The sequence below is a fragment of the Thioclava atlantica genome, assembly GCF_000737065.1.
GTDB classification, from domain to species: domain Bacteria; phylum Pseudomonadota; class Alphaproteobacteria; order Rhodobacterales; family Rhodobacteraceae; genus Thioclava; species Thioclava atlantica.
Genome location: NZ_AQRC01000007.1, coordinates 129696 through 146719 on the forward strand (window position 1 = coordinate 129696; position 17024 = coordinate 146719).

The following is a 17024-nucleotide window of genomic DNA, read 5'->3' on the forward strand; positions in this document are numbered from 1 at the left end:
AAGGTCGCGGTGGCCCCGTCCGACGAAAGCGGCGGAACGTCGTGCCCCGCGCTCGCGGCCAGATGACGGGCCGAACACGGGTGTTCCCGATACGCCACCTCCCCCCTTGCAAAACTCCTGCAAGGATTCGAAATTAAACGGGTGTTCAATTCATCCGTCCAATCGGCGAACTCGGGGGAGGAGTTTCATGGATTACGCGCTCAGCGAGGAACAGCAGGCCATTTTCGACATGGCCCATGCCTTCGGGCAGGATGAGATCGCGCCCCATGCGGCGGATTGGGAAGGGGCCGGCACGATCCCGAAGGAGCTTTGGCCCAAGGTCGCGGAGCTGGGGCTGGGCGGGATCTACGTCTCCGAGGAGTATGGCGGCTCGGGCCTGTCGCGCCTCGATGCGACGCTCGTCTTCGAGGCGCTCGCGATGGCCTGCCCCGCCGTGGGCTCGTTCCTGTCGATCCACAACATGTGCGGCGGGATGATCGACAAGTTCGGCACCGAGGAGGACAAGGCGCGCTGGCTGCCCGACCTCACCAGCATGACCAAGATCTTCTCCTATTGCCTGACCGAGCCGGGATCGGGTTCGGACGCGGCGGCTTTGCGCACCCGCGCCCAACGCACCAATGAGGGCTGGAAGCTCAACGGCACCAAGGCCTTCATCTCGGGCGGCGGCTATTCGGATGTCTATGTGACGATGGTGCGCTCGGGCGGCGACGGGCCGAAGGGCATCTCGACGATCGTCGTCGAGGATGGCACCGCGGGGCTCAGCTTCGGCGCGCTCGAGAAGAAGATGGGCTGGAAGGCGCAGCCCACCGCGCAGGTGCAATTCGACGATTGCGTGGTCCCGGCCGAGAACCTGCTGGGCGAGGAAGGCCGCGGTTTCGCCTATGCGATGGCGGGTCTCGATGGCGGGCGTCTCAACATCGCGGCCTCGGCGCTCGGCGGCGCGCAGACCGCGCTGAACCAGACGCTGAGCTATATGGGCGAGCGCAAGGCGTTCGGCAAATCGCTCGACCAGTTCCAGGCGCTGCAATTCCGCCTCGCCGAGATGGAGGTGAAGCTGCAATCGGCCCGCACCTTCCTGCGCCAGGCCGCGTGGAAGCTCGACAACAAGACCCCCGACGCGACCAAGTTCTGCGCGATGGCCAAACTCTACGTGACCGATGCCGCATTCGAGGTGGCCAATCAGTGCCTGCAATTGCATGGTGGCTACGGATACCTTGCCGATTACGGGATCGAGAAGATCGTGCGCGACCTGCGCGTGCACCAGATCCTCGAAGGCACCAACGAGATCATGCGGCTGATCGTGAGCCGCGCGATGCTGGCGGAACGGGGCTGAGATGTCCGACGAGACGATGATCGCACGCAAGGAGGGCCGCGCCGGGCGGCTCACCTTCAACCGGCCGAAAGCGCTCAACGCGCTCGACCATGACATGGCGATGGCGATCGAGGCCGCGCTCGACGCGTGGCGCGACGATCCGGAGGTGGATCTGGTCGTGATCGACGCCGAGGACGAGCGCGCCTTCTGCTCGGGCGGGGACATTGCCGCCGTCTATCGCGCCGGGATCGCCGGGGATTACGCGCCCGGGCGCGATTTCTGGCGCGACGAATACCGGATGAACGCGAAGATCGCCGAGTTCCCGAAACCGATCGTCGCCTTCATGCAGGGCTTCGTGATGGGCGGCGGCGTGGGCGTGGGCGGCCATGCGAGCCACCGCATCATCGGCGAGAGCACCCAGGTCGCGATGCCCGAAAGCGGGATCGGCCTCATTCCGGATGTGGGCGGCACGCTGCTGCTGGCGCGCGCGCCCGGGCGCGTGGGCGAATATCTGGGCGTCACCGGCACGCGGATGGGAGCGGCGGATGCGCTTTACGCGGGCTTCGCCGACCGCTTCCTGCCCGAGACGACATGGGACACGGTGAAGGCCAGGCTGATCGAGAGCGGCGATGTCGCCACCCTGCCCGAGGGTGAAGCGCCCCCCGAGCCCGGCAGCCTCGCCTCCCTTCAGCCCGAGATCGACGCCGCCTTCGCGGCCCCCGACATCCACGGCGTGATCGACGCGCTCGAGGTCGAGGGCGGGGACTTCGCGGGACGCTGCCTGAAAGCGATCCGCCGCAATTCGGCGCTCTCGATGGAGGCGACGATGCGGCTGATCCGGACGACCCGCGCCGAGAACACGATCCGCGCCGCGCTCGAACACGAGTTCCGCTTTACCTGGCGGGCGGCGGAGCTAGGTGACTTTCTCGAAGGGGTGCGGGCGCAGATCATCGACAAGGACCGCAACCCGCATTGGAAATACGCTCTGGACACGCTGCCCGAGGAGGCGGTGGCGCGCATGCTGGAGCCGCTGGGGCCGGACTGGGCCATCTGGGAGGAGACAAAATGAAAATCGCATTCATCGGACTTGGCAACATGGGCGGGCCGATGGCCGCCAATCTGGTCGCGGCGGGCCATCAGGTGATCGGCTTCGATCTGACCGCACCGATGCCCGAAGGCGTCGGGCAGGCGACCACCGCCGCGGCCGCGGCGCAGGAGGCGGAGGTCGTCATCACCATGCTGCCCAATGGCCAGATCCTGCGCGAGGTCGCCAAGGAGGTGATCCCGGCGATGCAGGACGGCGCGGTGCTGTGCGATTGCTCGACCGTCGATGTGGAAAGCGCGCGTGCGGTCGCGAAGATGGCGGCCGATCGGGGCCTCGGCGCGCTCGATGCGCCCGTCTCGGGCGGCGTCGGCGGGGCCACGCAGGGCACGCTCACCTTCATGGTCGGCGGCCCGGCAGACGCCTTCACCACCGTCAAGCCGCTCTTCGACGTGATGGGCCAGAAGGCGGTGCATTGCGGCGATGCGGGCGCGGGCCAATCGGCCAAGATCTGCAACAACATGATCCTCGGCGTCACGATGCTCGCCACCTGCGAGGCCTTCGCGCTGGCCGACAAGCTCGGCCTCGACCGGCAGAAGATGTTTGACGTGGTCTCGACCTCCTCGGGCTATAGCTGGTCGATGAACGCCTATTGTCCGGCGCCGGGCGTGGGCCCGCAAACCCCCGCCGATAACGACTACAAGCCCGGTTTCGCCTCGGAACTGATGCTCAAGGACCTGCGGCTGAGCCAGCAGGCCGCCGAAGGCGCGGATGCCGACACCCCGATGGGCAAGCTCGCCACCGCGCTCTATGCCGCCTTCGTCGAGGCCGAGGACGGCAAGGGCAAGGATTTCTCGGCCATGCTGCCGCGTTTCGAAAAGCGCGGGCGCAGCTGACGCAATCGCGGGCGCGCGCGGGATCTCGCGCGCGCCCCCTCTCCTGCCTGTGCCCCCGAGTTTAATCCTTGCCGCCGCGCGACGCGTAGAGTTATCAATATCTTACGCAATCGCCTCGAAGGAGGGGACATCATGTTCAAACGCAATGTCGGCGGCATCGACCGCATCGTGCGCATCGTGGTCGGGCTCGGCCTGATCCTCGGCTACTTCCTGAACCCGGAAGGCGCCTATAGCTGGCTTTACTGGCTGGGGGTGATCCCGCTCGCCACGGGCCTGCTCGGGACCTGCGGGCTCTATACCCTGCTCGGGATCAATACCTGCAAGCGCTGAAGCGGACCGCCTAGGCGCCCTGACCTTCTTCTGTCCCGCCGCGTCTCGGCAGTCTTTCGCCGCGTCATGCGCCAAGCCTTGCCGAGCCGCGAAAAGCCCGATGGAACAGCAGCGGGCCTCCGTTCATTACTGCGTGCAGAATGAATGGAAAGGAGTGGTCGCATGCGACGCATGTCTCGCCTCACGTTGATCGCGGCGCTCGGCGCCGGCCTTCTGCCCGGCGCGGCGCTGGCCGACGGGCACGGCAAATGGAAAGAGCGCGGAGGTCATTACGAACATGACTATCGCGGCTGCCCGCCGGGACTTGCGAAGAAGCACAATGGCTGCCGGCCTCCGGGGCTGGTGCGCGAGCATCACGAAGACCGCTATGACGAGGACGAGCATCATCGCTGGCGCCGTGGCGAGCGGATCACCCGCAACTACATCGTGCTGCGCGAGCCCGCGCGCTACGGGCTCGACCCGCGCGACACCTATTGGCGCGCCGACGGCTATGTCTATCGCGTCGACCGCAAGACCGGCGAGGTTCTTGCCCTGATCGGCCTCGCGCAATCGCTTCTGGGCAACTGATCCTCCCCCAGTCCCAGGACCGAGAGAGCCCGCGCATCTACCCCTGCGCGGGCTCGAATTCTGCCTGAACCCGCCCAATTCAATTCGTGATTGTGCTGCCGCAGCGTAAGCGCGCGGAGTTGTGACGGAATGTCAGCTAGGTGCATAGCGGAAATGCGAAATCTGCAATAGATTATTTTTCTGCGATGCGGCATTTATCCCGGCGAACAGGACGGAAAGGAATATGCGCATGGCTTATTTTTCGCGTTTCGCCGTGATCGCGGTTGTTGGCGCCTCGCTGCTGCCGGTCGCCGTTATGGCTGACGGTCCGAGCAAGTGGTCGAAATCCGAAGCCCCCGCGAAAGTCACCTTCGTGAACGCCCGCATGGACGAGCTCCCCTCGGTCCGCAACGAGCGTCTGTGGCAGAAGGGCGAGCGGATCTCCCGCAACCACGTCCGCATTCGTCAGCCGGGGCAGTTCGGCCTCGACCCGAACGCGACCTACTGGCGCTCCTATGACTACATCTACCGCGTGAACAACGAGACCGGCGAAGTCCTCGCCCAGGTCGGCTCCGCGGACCGGGTCATCGGTCAATAACAGGTCGCACACGCGATCCGGATGAGGAGACGGGCGGAACCAGTTCCGCCCGTCTTGCGTTTGCCCCGAAAGAAACCGGGGACAGAAGATGAACAGAATACGGCGCATCGCCAGCTTGGCGCATTTTTCCGGCAGCACCTCCGATAGGGAGCCAGGCCGGTCGCCGCACCTCCCCCTTTCATCCGCTCCCGAACCCATAACAGGCGCCACGAGTGGCGTCCTGGCCGGACGGCGCATGCCGATCCATGTTGATTTCGAGCTATGCTTTTCCCGTCGCGTTTGCGACGCGCCCGGAGGTTGACCATGCGACCGTATTTCCTGATCCCGCTCCTGTCCCTGCTCGCCCTGCCCGCTCAGGCCCAGGACGTTCAGATCATGCGCGGCGGCAAGATCGCTCCCGAACCCTCGGAGGCCGTCGCCAAGACCGCGGCGCCGGAATGCAAGAAGCTCTCGACGGGAGATACCTTCTGCAAGGTCGCGCAAAACGGCGTCTCGCGGTGGGTCCTTCAGGGAAGGATGCGCCCGGGCTTCCAGGTCGGCGACGAGTTTCCCGTCTACCAGCACTCGATGATCATCAACCTCAACCGCTATGACCTGCCGGCGGTCACCGGCGCCTGGCGCTATTACGCGGTGCAGGGCGTGATCTACCGGGTCGGCGCCGAGGACCACAAGGTGCTCGAGGTGATGGGGCGGCACTAAGGGCGCGGCGCCCTACTCCGCCGCCACCTTCACCCCCAGCATCGGCGCGAGATACTGCCCGGTATGACTGCGCGGGTTCGAGGCGACGACTTCGGGCGTGCCCTCGGCCACGATCTCGCCACCGCCATCGCCACCCTCGGGACCGATATCGATGATGTGGTCGGCCGTCTTGATGACATCGAGATTGTGCTCGATCACCACCACCGTATTGCCCTGCTCGACCAGCGAATGGAGCACCTCCAGCAGCTTGCGCACGTCTTCGAAATGCAGACCCGTGGTCGGCTCGTCGAGGATGTAGAGCGTGCGGCCCGTGGCGCGCTTCGAGAGCTCCTTCGAGAGCTTCACTCGCTGCGCCTCACCGCCCGAAAGCGTCGTCGCTTGCTGGCCGACCTTGATGTAACCGAGACCCACCTCCATCAGCGCATCCATCTTCTCGCGGATCGCGGGCACGGCCTTGAAGAACTCCTGCGCGTCCTCGACGGTCATATCAAGAACGTCGGCTATGCTCTTGCCCTTGTAGAGAATTTCCAAGGTCTCGCGATTGTAGCGCTTGCCCTTGCAGGTCTCGCATTCGACATAGACGTCGGGCAGGAAATGCATCTCGATCTTGATGACGCCATCGCCCTGACAGGCCTCGCAGCGCCCGCCCTTGACGTTGAAGCTAAACCGCCCCGGCTTGTAGCCGCGCGCCTTCGCCTCGGGGAGCCCCGCGAACCAGTCGCGGATCGGGGTGAAGGCCCCGGTGTAGGTCGCCGGGTTCGAGCGCGGCGTCCGCCCGATCGGGCGCTGGTCGATATCGATGACCTTGTCGAGATGCTCGAGCCCCTTCACCGTGTCGCAGGGCGCGGGCGTCTGGCGCGCGCCGTTGAGGCGCATCGAGGCGGTTTTGAACAGGGTCTCGATCGTCAGCGTGGATTTGCCCCCGCCCGACACACCCGTGACGCAGACGAACTTGCCGAGCGGAAAATCGACGGTCACGTCCTTGAGGTTGTTCCCGCAAGCACCGACCACGGTGAGCTTCTTCTTGTTGCCCTTGCGCCGGTCCATCGGCACCGCGATCTCACGGCTGCCGGAGAGATACTGCCCGGTGATGGAGGCCGGATCCGCCGCGATCTCCTCGGGCGTTCCGCGCGCGATGATCTGGCCGCCATGCACGCCGGCGCCGGGACCGATATCGAAGACGTAATCGGCATGACGGATCGCATCCTCGTCATGCTCCACCACGATCACCGTATTGCCCTGATCGCGCAGGTTCTTGAGCGTCTGCAGGAGCCGGTCATTGTCGCGCTGGTGCAGACCGATCGAGGGCTCGTCGAGAACGTAGAGCACGCCTGTCAGCCCCGAGCCGATCTGGCTCGCGAGCCGGATCCGCTGGCTTTCCCCGCCAGAGAGCGTGCCGGCGGCGCGGCTCATCGTGAGATAGTCGAGCCCGACATTCACAAGGAACCCGAGGCGTTCTCGGATTTCCTTGAGGATGACCGTCGCGATCTCGTTCTTCTGCTGGCTCAGCGCCGCGGGAACCGTCGCCACCCAGTCATGCGCATCCTTGATCGACATCTCGACGACCTGGCCGATATGCAGCCCGCCGATCTTCACGGCGAGCGCCTCGGGCCGCAGACGGTAGCCTTCGCAGGCATGGCAGGGACGGTTGTTCTGGTAGCGCTCCATCTCCTCGCGCGACCAGGCGCTGTCGGTCTCGCGATAGCGGCGCTCGAGATTCGGGATGATCCCCTCGAAGGTGCGGCTGACCTCGTAGACCCGTCCGCCCTCGTCGAAGCGGAACTTGATCTCTTCCTCGCCCGAGCCGAACAGGAAGAGTTGCTGCACCTTCTCGGGCAGATCCTTCCAGGGCTTGCGGCGGTCGAAGCCGTAATGCTTGGACAGCGCCTCGATCGTCTGGGTGTAATAGGGCGATTTCGAGCGCGCCCAGGGCGCGAGCGCCCCCCCCATCACCGAAAGCGTCACATCCGGCACCACGAGGCGTTCGTCGAAGAACAGCTCCACCCCGAGCCCGTCACAGACCGGACACGCCCCGAACGGCGCGTTGAACGAGAACAGGCGCGGCTCGATTTCCGGGATGGTGAAGCCGGAAACCGGGCAGGCGAAGTTCTCCGAAAAGGTCGTGCGTTCGGGATCGCCTTCCTTCGGGGCGCTCTCGAAAATCGCGATCCCGTCGGCCAGATCCAGCGCGGTGCGGAAACTGTCGGCCAGCCGCGTCTCCATCCCCTCGCGCACGACGACGCGGTCCACCACCACGTCGATATTGTGGCGGAACTTCTTGTCGAGTGTGGGCGGCTCCTCCAGCTCGTGGAACTCGCCGTTCACCTTCACGCGCTGAAAGCCCTGTTTGCGCAGCTCGGCGAATTCCTTGCGATACTCGCCCTTGCGATCGCGCACGATGGGCGCGAGCAGGTAGCCCCGCGTGCCCTCTTCCATGCGCATCACCGCATCGACCATGTCCTGCACCTGCTGGGCCTCGATCGGCTGGCCGGTGGCAGGGCTGTAGGGCGTGCCCGCGCGGGCAAAGAGGAGACGCAGGTAATCGTAGATCTCGGTCACCGTGCCCACTGTCGAGCGCGGGTTCTTCGAGGTCGTCTTCTGCTCGATGGAGATCGCCGGCGAGAGACCCGAGATATGATCCACATCGGGCTTGCCCATCATGTCGAGGAACTGGCGCGCATAGGCGCTCAGGCTCTCGACATAGCGGCGCTGCCCCTCGGCATAGATCGTATCGAAGGCGAGCGAAGACTTGCCCGAGCCCGACAGGCCCGTGATCACCACGAACTGGTCGCGCGGGATATCCAGATCCACGCCTTTCAGGTTGTGCTCGCGTGCGCCGCGGACTTCGATGTATTTCTGCTCGGCCATGAATGCCCCCTGACATTACCGCTCCTAGATAGGTGAGACGGGACGAGTCTCCAATCGAAAAACGCGAACGAAGAGGGAACTCTTCAAATTCCCTTGCTCTGCCGGCGCTTCCTTGCGCGCCTTCCTGCCCCGCGGAGCGCCCGAAAACGTGGCAATCACGCCTCGAATTCCATTTCTTGAATATAATTTTGCTTTCCGTGAGGAAAACAGCCTTGAATGAGGGGCGCGATCTGCCACATCTGGCACAGACCGGGCCAAGAGCCCAAGAGAGTGCAAGAGGTATCGACATGCTGAACTTCCTTCGCCCCTCGGGCGCACGCGTGGAACGGATCCATCCCAAGGACGCCGTGAGCAAGGCCAAGGCCGGTGAGATCACCGTGGTCGACGTGCGCGAACCGATGGAAGTGAAAAGCTCGGGCAAGGCCAAGGGCGCCCTGCACATTCCGCTCGCCACGATCCGCATGAAGGCCGATCCGGCGAGCCCCGAAAAGCATCCCGAGCTCGACACCGGCAAGCCGGTGGCGCTCTATTGCGCCTCGGGTGCGCGTTCGGCGGGCGCGGCGCAGATGCTGACCCAGATGGGCTACCAGGAGGTCTACAATATCGGCGGGCTGGGCGACTGGCACGCGGGCGGCGGCGAGATCGAACGCTGAGCCGGACCTTCGAAGAATAACGAAAAGGGGCCCACCTGGGCCCCTTTTTGATTGTCAGACGGATGGGCGGGGGAAGCGCCCCCTGCCCGATCAGAAATGGATCGCGCGCCCGTAGGCGTCGAGCACCGACTCGTGCATCATCTCGCTGAGCGTCGGGTGCGGGAAGACCGTGTTCATGAGGTCTTCCTCGGTGGTCTCCAGCTGACGGCCCACGACATAGCCCTGGATCAGCTCGGTCACTTCCGCGCCCACCATATGCGCGCCCAGAAGCTCCCCGGTCTTGGCGTCGAACACGGTCTTCACCATGCCTTCGGGCTCGCCGAGCGCGATCGCCTTGCCATTGCCGACGAAGGGGAAGCGGCCGACCTTGACCTGATAGCCCGCCTCTTTCGCCTTGGCTTCGGTCATCCCCACCGAGGCGACCTGCGGCTGGCAATAGGTGCAGCCCGCGATCGAGCCCGGCTTGATCGGGTGAGCATGCTTGCCCGCGATCAGCTCGGCGACCATCACGCCCTCATGGCTGGCCTTGTGCGCGAGCCAAGGCGCGCCGGCGATATCGCCGATGGCATAGAGCCCGTCGACGCCGGTGCGGCAGAACTCGTCCACCACGACATGGGTGCGGTCGATCTTCACGCCCGCCTCTTCGAGCCCGAGATCCTCGACATTGCCGACGATACCCACGGCGGAGATCACCGTATCGACCTCGAGCGTCTCGCTCTTGCCACCCGACTCGAGCGTCGCGATCACCTTGTCGGCCTTGCGGTCGAGCTTGGTGACGGTGGTCTTCTCGCGGATCGTCATGCCCTGTTTCTCGAACTGCTTCTTGGCGAATTTCGAGATTTCCTCATCCTCGACGGGCAGCACGCGGTCCATCACCTCGACGACGGTGGTCTCGGCGCCGAGCGTGTTGAAGAAGGAGGCGAATTCGATGCCGATCGCGCCCGAGCCGATCACCAGCAGTTTCTTCGGCTGGTGCGGCGGCTGCAGGGCGTGCTTGTACGACCAGACGCGCTTGCCATCGGCCTCGAGCCCGGGAAGGTTGCGGGCGCGCGCGCCGGTGGCGAGCACGATATTCTTGGCGGTGAGCTCCTCGGTGCCCTTCGCGGTCTTGACCGTCACCTTGCCCTCGCCGGCAAGCTTGGCCGCACCCATCACCACATCGACCTTGTTCTTCTTGAGAAGATGGGCCACGCCGGAGGAAAGCTGCTTGGCGACCCCGCGCGAACGCTTCACCACCGCATTGAGATCGTAGCCGATCTTCTCGGCGCTCAGGCCGAACTCCTTCGCGCGCTCCATCAGGTGGAACACTTCGGCCGAACGCAGCAGCGCCTTCGTCGGGATACAGCCCCAGTTCAGGCAGATCCCGCCAAGATGCTCGCGCTCCACGACCGCGACCTTGAGGCCCAGCTGCGCGCCCCGGATGGCGCAGACATAGCCCCCCGGGCCCGCGCCGATCACGATCATGTCGTAGCTTTTCGATGCCATGTCATCCTCCGGTTGGAAACTGGTTTGGCGTTAAACTATTTTTCGTCCACATTCAACTCGCCCTGCGCCGCAAGCGCCTTGCGGTAGCCGCCCTCACGCAGAAATGTCTCTTCCTCGGGGGTGGTCTCGCGTCCCAGTGCGGCGTTGCGCCAGGGGAAGCGGCCGAATTGTTCGATGATTGAACGATGGGCCCGCGCGTGGCGAAGGTTGTCGGCCGAGCGCCACCGGTCGCGGAAGCACGCCACGGCGCGATCCTGATCCGCAAGCGCCTCGGAATGCATGAAAGGCAGGTAGAAGAACTGCTGCATCGGCGGCCCGATCTTCAGGTCGAACCCCTCGGCGATCGCGCGCTCCGCATGTCCGCGCGCCGCCGGATCCGTCGCGAAGCTGCGCGGATCGTCGCGGAACATGTTGCGCGGGAACTGGTCGAGCAGGAGGATCAGCGCCAGCGCCCCGCGCGGCCCGCGATCCCAATCGGCCAGTGCGCCTTGCGTGGCGACCTGCCAGAGCGGCGCGAAGCGGCGGCGGATCGCCGCGTCGATCTCTTCGGTCGACTGATACCAATTCGCCTCGCCGACCTCGCTGCGCCAGAAACGCAGAATTTCCTCGATCCGGTCCATCACACGGCCCTCCCCTGCCGAACTCGTCCCAATGGTAGGGCAAGGCCGGAGGGCGGCAAAGGAGAAAGGGGGTCAGGCCGCGTCGTTGCGTGCGCCCTTCTCGGCCTCCGCCTCCGCCTCGGCAGCCGCCTCGGCCTCCTCCTGCGCATATTCCAGCACAGCCTCGACCGCGACCGCCGTCGCGGTGGGCGAGAGCACGGTATAGGACCCCGCCTCGTCCACCGACAGCGCTTCGCGCCGCGTCATCCGCCAGGCGGCATAGCCCGCGATCCCGAGGCAGAGCACCGCGATGTAGAAGAAGAAACCGCCCGGCCCCATCACGCCCATCAGCCAGCCGGTCACCAGCGGGCCGGTCACCGCACCCACGCCATTGGTGAACATCAGCCCCGCCGAAGCCGAAGCCATGTCGGAATTGTCGAGATAGTCGTTCGTGTAGGCGATCAGAAGCGAATAGAGCGGATTGGCCACGCCCCCGATCAGCGTCGCCGCGATCAGCACGACCCAGAAGGGCGGGCTCAACAGGAAGACGAGGGCCGTGACGACGCCGCCGAGCAGTGCCGTGACCGCGATCACCTTGCGCCGGTCCATGCGGTCCGAGACCCAGCCGATCGGGTATTGCAGCACCATCCCGCCGACATAGATCGCCGCGACGAAGGCCGAGATCTCCTTCACGCTGAGCCCTTCGGCCGTGCCCCAGACCGAGGCCATGCCGAACATCGCCGAGAAGATCCCGCCGAGCAGGAAGATCCCGACCATGCCGAGCGGCGAAGCCTCCCACAGCCGCTTGAAGGTCATCCGCTGGATCGTCTCGAAGGCCGGCGCGGGCGAGGCCGAGAGCAGGATCGGCGTGAAGGAGAGCGACACCAGCACCGAGGGGATCACGAAGAGCAGATAGCCTGCCGGGTCGCCCACGTTGAGCAGCGCCTGCGCCGCCACGATCCCGATCATCTGCATGATCATGTAGAGCGAGAGCGCCTGGCCGCGGGTCTCGTTCGTGGCGCCCGCGTTGAGCCAGCTCTCGGCGGTGATGTAGACCCCCGAGAAGGAGAACCCGATCAGCACGCGCATCAGCACCCAGGACGGCCAGTTCGGAAAGGCCGCATAGAGCACCAGCACCGCCGAGATCAGCGAGCCGAGCGCGGCGAAGACCCGTACGTGACCGACGCGTCCGATCATTTCGGGGACCATGCGCGACCCGAACAGGAAGCCCGCGAAATAGGCCGACATCACGAGCGACATGTAGAAGGTGTCGATGCCTTCGATCTTGCCCCGGATACCGAGCAGCGTGCCCTGCATCCCGTTGCCCACCATCAGCAGCATGATCCCCAGAAGAAGGGGCCAGGTCTGGCGAAGCACTAGCAGCATGAATCGTCCCTCAAAGCTTGGCGTGGGTCTGGGCCGTCCCAGAGGTCGGCATCTAGAACGGTATCGCTCGAAGAACAGGCCCGTTTGCGACCTTACGGGATCAGAAGCGACGCGTCGCCATAAGAGAAGAAACGATACCCGTTTTCAACCGCATGCGCGTAGATCCGCCGGATCCTCTCTGGCCCCATCAATGCCGAGACCAGCATCATCAATGTCGATTTCGGCAGGTGGAAATTCGTCATCAGGGCATCGGTGATGCGGAACTCGAAGCCGGGATAGATGAAGATGTCGGTCGCATCGCGATAGGGCACGATATGCCCCTTCGCGCCGCCCGGAGCGCGCGCGGCGCTCTCGATCAGGCGCAGCGCGGTGGTGCCGACCGGGATCACCCGACCGCCCGCGGCCTTCGTCGCGTTGATCGCGGCGGCGGCCGCTTCGCTCACCTCGCCCCATTCGGCATGCATCTTGTGCTGGGTCACGTCCTCGACTTTCACCGGCAGGAAGGTGCCCGCGCCGACGTGAAGCGTGACTTCGGTGAACTCCACCCCCTTCGCGGCGAGCGCCTCGAGCAATTCGCGGGTGAAATGCAGGCTCGCCGTGGGGGCCGCCACCGCGCCGGAATGACGCGCGAAGACGGTCTGGTAATCGCGCTTGTCTTCCTCGTCGGGCGCGCGCAGGGCCGCGATGTAGGGAGGCAACGGCATCGCGCCCGCCTCGGCCAGCGCCGCGTCGAAATCCTCGCCCTCGAGGTTGAACGCGACGCGCATCTGTCCGTTCTCGATCGCCGCGACACGGGCCGAAAGCGCTTCGGAGAAGACGATCTCCTCGCCCTCCTTCACCTTGCGCAGCGGTTTGGCGAGCGCGGTCCATTCGCCGCCCGGGGCGGGCTCGAGAAGGGTGACCTCGATCTTCGCGACCACCTCTCCCTGCGCCGATTGCCGCGTCCGCGTGCCCATCAGCCGGGCCGGGATCACCTTGGTATTGTTCAGGACCAGCCGGTCGCCGGGGCGGAAAATCTCGAGAAGATCATAGACATGGCGGTCGGTGATCGTGTCGCCCTCCGCCAGCAGCAGCCGGGCGGAATCGCGCGGCCGCGCGGGTCGCGTCGCGATCAGCCCCTCGGGCAGGTCGAAGTCGAAATCCTCGAGTTTCATCCGGATCACTCGCTGAGAACCTTGGGCGGCGCGGCGCGGAACAGCTCGCGCGTCGCGCCCGGCGCGAGCACCGAGAGCGGGTTGATCGAGACCTTCGGCCCCTCGGTCGGACCGCGGAGCGAATAGGAAAAGCCGAAGAGACCCTCTCCCTTCTTGGAGAAGATCTGCCCGATCCCGTTGATCAGATAGAACGGAGAAATCACGCCCTTCATGTCCAGCTGCTTGCTCTGCGGATAGTAATTGCCCGCCATCGTCACCCCCATCGAGGCGCCCACGGCGGCGCCCCTTGTGACGCTGACCCCCTTGGGCGTCAAGCGGAACTCTCCATCCACGTCCGAGAACAGGATCCCTTCGCCGTTGAGCTGTTCGAGCAGGCCGATCCCCGACGCCGCGGAAAGCAGCGAGGCGAGAACGGGCGCGTCCTGCACCCGCAGATTGGTGATCTTGAGCGTACCGTCATAGCTTTGCCGCTCGACCGGGTTGAGCACCAGCGTCCCGGCGCCGCCGCGCGCCTTGGTGAAGATCCCGGTCGCGGCGAGCACCGCCCCGGCATCCTCGGCCTGAGCCCGGATCGCCACCCGCCCCCCGGGCGCAGGCGTCACCGTACCCGAGACCGGGGCCGCGCCGTTCACCCGGCCCTGAAACTGCCCCGAAAAGCCGCCGCCCGCCGAAAACCGGCCGCGAAAGCCCGTAAGCCCGATCCCGTCGGTGATGCGCACCTGGTCGAGCGCTGCGGTGATCGTGCTGCCCTTGCCGCCGCTTCCGCCGCCGGTGACGCCGCCTGCGCTCCCTGCCCCGCGGCCGAAATCGGCCGCCGCGAGGTTCAACTTGCCCGAATGCACGTCGACATCGACCGGACGGCCCGGCCCGCGCCCCACCAGATCCGCGCTGCCGGTGAACCAGTTCCCGATCCGCAGATCGGAAAAGCGCGCGCGCTCCAGCCCCCCGGCCTTGACCAGCGAAAGCGCGCCCTTTGCCGTCAGCCCCGGCGCATCGAGGTTCACGCTGTCGATCCGGGGCGGCTGCCCCAGCGTGCCCGCGAGCCTCAGATCGCCCGCGGTGCCCGCGGCTTTCGACCAGCCCACTTCCGGGATCGACATCCGCAATCCCTTCAGGTCGCTCTCGAAGCTGAACCGCGTCGGCTCGTCCTTTTGCAGATCGAGCGCGATATCGCCCCAGCCCTGGCCCTGCACCATCCCCTTCGGGAGCCCGACATTGAAGCTCTCCAGCCCGTCTGGCGTCACCTCGATCTTGCCCTTCACCGTCGAGCGGCCCTTCGCCTCCGGGCCGAACCGCTGATCCCATGCCGCATCGAAGGCGACGCCCGAGAGCGATCCCTTGCCCGAGATCACCATGCCCGCATTGTCGGCCTTCAGGTCGAGCCGCGCCGCGCGCAATTCGCGTCCCGGCACGAGCGTGTCGCTCTTCACCTCGGTCAGCCGCGCGGACACGTCGAAGCCGATCTCCTCGGCGGGCACGCGCGGCTTGAGCGGCAGACGGATGACCGAGCGCGCCTCCGCCCAGCCCTGCGCGATATCGGTCCCCATATTCGCCTTCTTGAGGAATTCGAAGGGCGGCTGGTCAAGGAGCGAAAGCGCCGCCGGGATCGGCGAGCGCGTCATCAGGGTGACGATCGCCGGGGCGGGCTTGATGCGGATATCGGGCACGATCAGCTTCGTCCCCGTGACCTCGATCCGCCCGCCCGAGGGCGCGGTGACATGCCCTTCCTCGACCTGCAGCGCCTGCCGCGTGTCGATGATGGTGGCAAAGCCCCGCCCCTGCTGCACCGGCGGCAAGGTGCGCAGCACGCGGACGTCGGCGCCGCGGAATTCGTAGCCGAGCGCCAGCTCGGGCTTCGTTCCCGGCGCGAGGCGCAAGGCCGCGCGGACATTGCGCAGCTGCCCGGTGGTGACGTTCTGCTCGAGCCAGTCGCGCGTCTCCGGCACCACCGAGGGCGGCCAGAGCGCGAGCAGCTTGGCCTGGTCGATCTGGTCGATCCCGGTATCGAGCGCGACTTTCCAACCATCCTTCTGCGCGCTCAGAACCCCTTTCGCACTGATCGTGGTCGCCCCGGCATCGTCTAGTTCGAGCTGACCCAGTTCGACCCGGAACGGATCGAAGGAGAGCCGCAGATCCACGGCCCCTTGGGTGAATTGCGCGGGTTTCTCGAACAGCCCCGCCGGGTCGAGCTGCAGATCGGAGATCGAGATCTGGCCGAGGATCGATTGCGGCAGCCCGTCCTTGAGGTCCTTCAGATAGGCCTGCCCGTCCGCGCGCAGGCGAAGCGCGCGGCTGGTCACCGAGAGGTTCGAGACGGTGACGCGCTGGCGATCCGGATCGTAGGTGAGATAGAGCTTGCCGCTCTCGATCGCGAAAGGCTGGACGTTGTCATTGGGCCGGATCGCCCCGCGCCCGATCTCGAGCATCGCGTTCATGCCCGTCAAATGCCCCTTGTCGTCGAGCCCCGAGCGCAGCGCGCCCGAAATCGGGGCATCGAGAACGCCAAGGGCCGCAAGCGCCGGCGACTGCACGGCCAGATCGCGCGCCGGAAGATCGGTCACCGCCGCGCCGAAGCTCGCCTCGCGGCCCTTCTTCTGGGTGGTCATCGACAGCGCGATCCGGGCCGGTTTCGCCCCGCCCCCTCCGACGTCGAAACCAAGCGCCACCGAGATCTGCGACCCGCTCTGGGTCAGCTTGAACCGGCCCTGCGACACCTTCCACAGGCGTTCGAGCCGCTCATCCATCAGCCGGATCTCGACATCCTCCGCGGTGACCGCTTCGAGTTTGGAGAGCGCGGGAACCTCGAAGACCTTCTCGAAGGCCTCGACCGCATCGGAGGCATTGGTGAGTTCGAGATTGCCGAACGTGTCCCCGCCGCCCAGATCGAGATCGAGCCGACCGTCTGGCAGGCGATGGAGCGACAGGCTCGCGCCACGCACCCGGAACGAGCGCGGCTCCACCTTCCCGCGCAGAAGCGGCTCGGCCCAGAGCGTGGCGCGCAGCTCGGGCAGCACCGCGATCGGCAGCCCCGAGGGCCGGTCGAGCCGCACCATGTTGAACCGGATCCGCGGGCGCAGCCCCTCGTCCAGGATCACGTCGACCCCACCCGCGAGCGTCACCTTCATCCGGCCCTCGAGGGCGGAATTGGCGCGCGCCTGCAACTGCGCGACGACCCAGTCGGGCATCGGCACCGGGCGATGGGTCACGACGAGCCAGCCGAAGACCGCAGCGAGCGCGAGAACCGGAAGAGTCAGCAGGAGGAGAAGGCCGGTGCGCGCGCGACGGGCGGGCGCGTCGCCATCCCCTGCGAGCGGCGGGGTTTCCGATCCACAGGCATCACCGACAGGGCGCGCATCCTCGCGCGTATCGGCCGCGTCAGCGCGCGGCTGCCCCGTCTCGGGGCCGGTGGGGCGTTCATGCTCCATCGTCATCTTTCGGGGCACCCCTTTTTCCCTC

Annotated in this window: 14 protein-coding genes; 8 read left to right on the forward strand and 6 right to left on the reverse strand. The window is 66.0% G+C overall.

Going from position 1 to position 17024, the window contains the following annotated elements:
- Positions 1 to 187 precede the first annotated feature (187 nt).
- From DW2_RS10450 to DW2_RS10480, 7 genes are all read left to right on the forward strand, one after another.
- The gene (locus DW2_RS10450) at positions 188 to 1333 is read left to right on the forward strand and encodes an acyl-CoA dehydrogenase family protein (protein WP_038146110.1); all 1146 of its coding nucleotides are present in this window, start codon (positions 188 to 190) and stop codon (positions 1331 to 1333) included.
- Position 1334: 1 nt separating this feature from the next.
- Complete coding sequence (locus tag DW2_RS10455; protein ID WP_038146111.1) at positions 1335 to 2381, forward strand: enoyl-CoA hydratase/isomerase family protein; 1047 nt, start codon at positions 1335 to 1337, stop codon at positions 2379 to 2381.
- Positions 2378 to 3250: a 3-hydroxyisobutyrate dehydrogenase gene (mmsB, locus tag DW2_RS10460; protein ID WP_038146113.1), complete on the forward strand. Its 873-nt coding sequence runs from the start codon at positions 2378 to 2380 to the stop codon at positions 3248 to 3250. Before DW2_RS10455 ends, mmsB begins: the two co-directional genes overlap by 4 nt.
- 132 nt (positions 3251 to 3382) lie before the next feature.
- Positions 3383 to 3580, forward strand: coding sequence for a YgaP family membrane protein (locus DW2_RS10465; RefSeq protein ID WP_038146117.1), 198 nt, complete (start codon positions 3383 to 3385; stop codon positions 3578 to 3580).
- Positions 3581 to 3742: 162 nt separating this feature from the next.
- Positions 3743 to 4147 (forward strand): excinuclease ABC subunit A, encoded by a 405-nt coding sequence (locus DW2_RS10470; protein ID WP_238321309.1) that lies wholly within the window; start codon positions 3743 to 3745, stop codon positions 4145 to 4147.
- 229 nt (positions 4148 to 4376) lie between these two features.
- The gene (locus tag DW2_RS19085) at positions 4377 to 4724 is read left to right on the forward strand and encodes a hypothetical protein (protein ID WP_156102946.1); all 348 of its coding nucleotides are present in this window, start codon (positions 4377 to 4379) and stop codon (positions 4722 to 4724) included.
- Between the two features lie 303 nt (positions 4725 to 5027).
- Positions 5028 to 5423: a hypothetical protein gene (locus DW2_RS10480; protein ID WP_038146124.1), complete on the forward strand. Its 396-nt coding sequence runs from the start codon at positions 5028 to 5030 to the stop codon at positions 5421 to 5423.
- Positions 5424 to 5435: 12 nt separating this feature from the next.
- On the opposite strand, the gene uvrA is transcribed toward DW2_RS10480, so the two are convergent.
- Complete coding sequence (gene uvrA / locus DW2_RS10485) at positions 5436 to 8291, reverse strand: excinuclease ABC subunit UvrA (protein ID WP_038146128.1); 2856 nt, start codon at positions 8289 to 8291, stop codon at positions 5436 to 5438.
- 287 nt (positions 8292 to 8578) lie between these two features.
- Between uvrA and DW2_RS10490 the strand changes: the two genes are divergently transcribed.
- Positions 8579 to 8944 carry a rhodanese-like domain-containing protein gene (locus tag DW2_RS10490; RefSeq protein ID WP_038146131.1) on the forward strand — a complete coding sequence of 122 codons (366 nt, stop codon included), beginning with the start codon at positions 8579 to 8581 and terminating at the stop codon, positions 8942 to 8944.
- Between the two features lie 90 nt (positions 8945 to 9034).
- Here DW2_RS10490 and lpdA read toward each other — a convergent pair whose 3' ends face one another.
- The 5 genes from lpdA to DW2_RS10515 all read right to left on the reverse strand — a co-directional run bounded on the left by lpdA (position 9035) and on the right by DW2_RS10515 (position 17011).
- Complete coding sequence (gene lpdA / locus DW2_RS10495; RefSeq protein WP_038146134.1) at positions 9035 to 10429, reverse strand: dihydrolipoyl dehydrogenase; 1395 nt, start codon at positions 10427 to 10429, stop codon at positions 9035 to 9037.
- A gap of 35 nt (positions 10430 to 10464) precedes the next feature.
- Positions 10465 to 11049, reverse strand: coding sequence for a DUF924 family protein (locus tag DW2_RS10500; RefSeq protein ID WP_038146136.1), 585 nt, complete (start codon positions 11047 to 11049; stop codon positions 10465 to 10467).
- Between the two features lie 72 nt (positions 11050 to 11121).
- Entirely contained in the window at positions 11122 to 12414 is a 1293-nt protein-coding gene (locus DW2_RS10505) for an MFS transporter (protein WP_038146138.1), read from the reverse strand.
- A 92-nt stretch (positions 12415 to 12506) separates the two neighbouring features.
- A complete protein-coding gene (gene queA, locus DW2_RS10510; RefSeq protein WP_038146147.1) occupies positions 12507 to 13568 on the reverse strand; it encodes a tRNA preQ1(34) S-adenosylmethionine ribosyltransferase-isomerase QueA in 1062 nt (353 codons plus the stop codon).
- 5 nt (positions 13569 to 13573) lie between these two features.
- Entirely contained in the window at positions 13574 to 17011 is a 3438-nt protein-coding gene (locus DW2_RS10515; protein ID WP_156102947.1) for an AsmA-like C-terminal region-containing protein, read from the reverse strand.
- Positions 17012 to 17024 lie beyond the last annotated feature (13 nt).

Excerpts from the sequence above, each read along its gene's own strand:
- DW2_RS10450 (WP_038146110.1), top strand. The coding sequence starts at position 188 with ATGGATTACGCGCTCAGCGAGGAACAGCAGGCCATTTTCGACATGGCC.
- DW2_RS10455 (WP_038146111.1), top strand. The coding sequence starts at position 1,335 with ATGTCCGACGAGACGATGATCGCACGCAAGGAGGGCCGCGCCGGGCGG.
- mmsB (WP_038146113.1), top strand. The coding sequence starts at position 2,378 with ATGAAAATCGCATTCATCGGACTTGGCAACATGGGCGGGCCGATGGCC.
- DW2_RS10465 (WP_038146117.1), top strand. The coding sequence starts at position 3,383 with ATGTTCAAACGCAATGTCGGCGGCATCGACCGCATCGTGCGCATCGTG.
- DW2_RS10470 (WP_238321309.1), top strand. The coding sequence starts at position 3,743 with ATGCGACGCATGTCTCGCCTCACGTTGATCGCGGCGCTCGGCGCCGGC.
- DW2_RS19085 (WP_156102946.1), top strand. The coding sequence starts at position 4,377 with ATGGCTTATTTTTCGCGTTTCGCCGTGATCGCGGTTGTTGGCGCCTCG.
- DW2_RS10480 (WP_038146124.1), top strand. The coding sequence starts at position 5,028 with ATGCGACCGTATTTCCTGATCCCGCTCCTGTCCCTGCTCGCCCTGCCC.
- uvrA (WP_038146128.1), bottom strand. The coding sequence starts at position 8,291 with ATGGCCGAGCAGAAATACATCGAAGTCCGCGGCGCACGCGAGCACAAC.
- DW2_RS10490 (WP_038146131.1), top strand. The coding sequence starts at position 8,579 with ATGCTGAACTTCCTTCGCCCCTCGGGCGCACGCGTGGAACGGATCCAT.
- lpdA (WP_038146134.1), bottom strand. The coding sequence starts at position 10,429 with ATGGCATCGAAAAGCTACGACATGATCGTGATCGGCGCGGGCCCGGGG.
- DW2_RS10500 (WP_038146136.1), bottom strand. The coding sequence starts at position 11,049 with ATGGACCGGATCGAGGAAATTCTGCGTTTCTGGCGCAGCGAGGTCGGC.
- DW2_RS10505 (WP_038146138.1), bottom strand. The coding sequence starts at position 12,414 with ATGCTGCTAGTGCTTCGCCAGACCTGGCCCCTTCTTCTGGGGATCATG.
- queA (WP_038146147.1), bottom strand. The coding sequence starts at position 13,568 with ATGAAACTCGAGGATTTCGACTTCGACCTGCCCGAGGGGCTGATCGCG.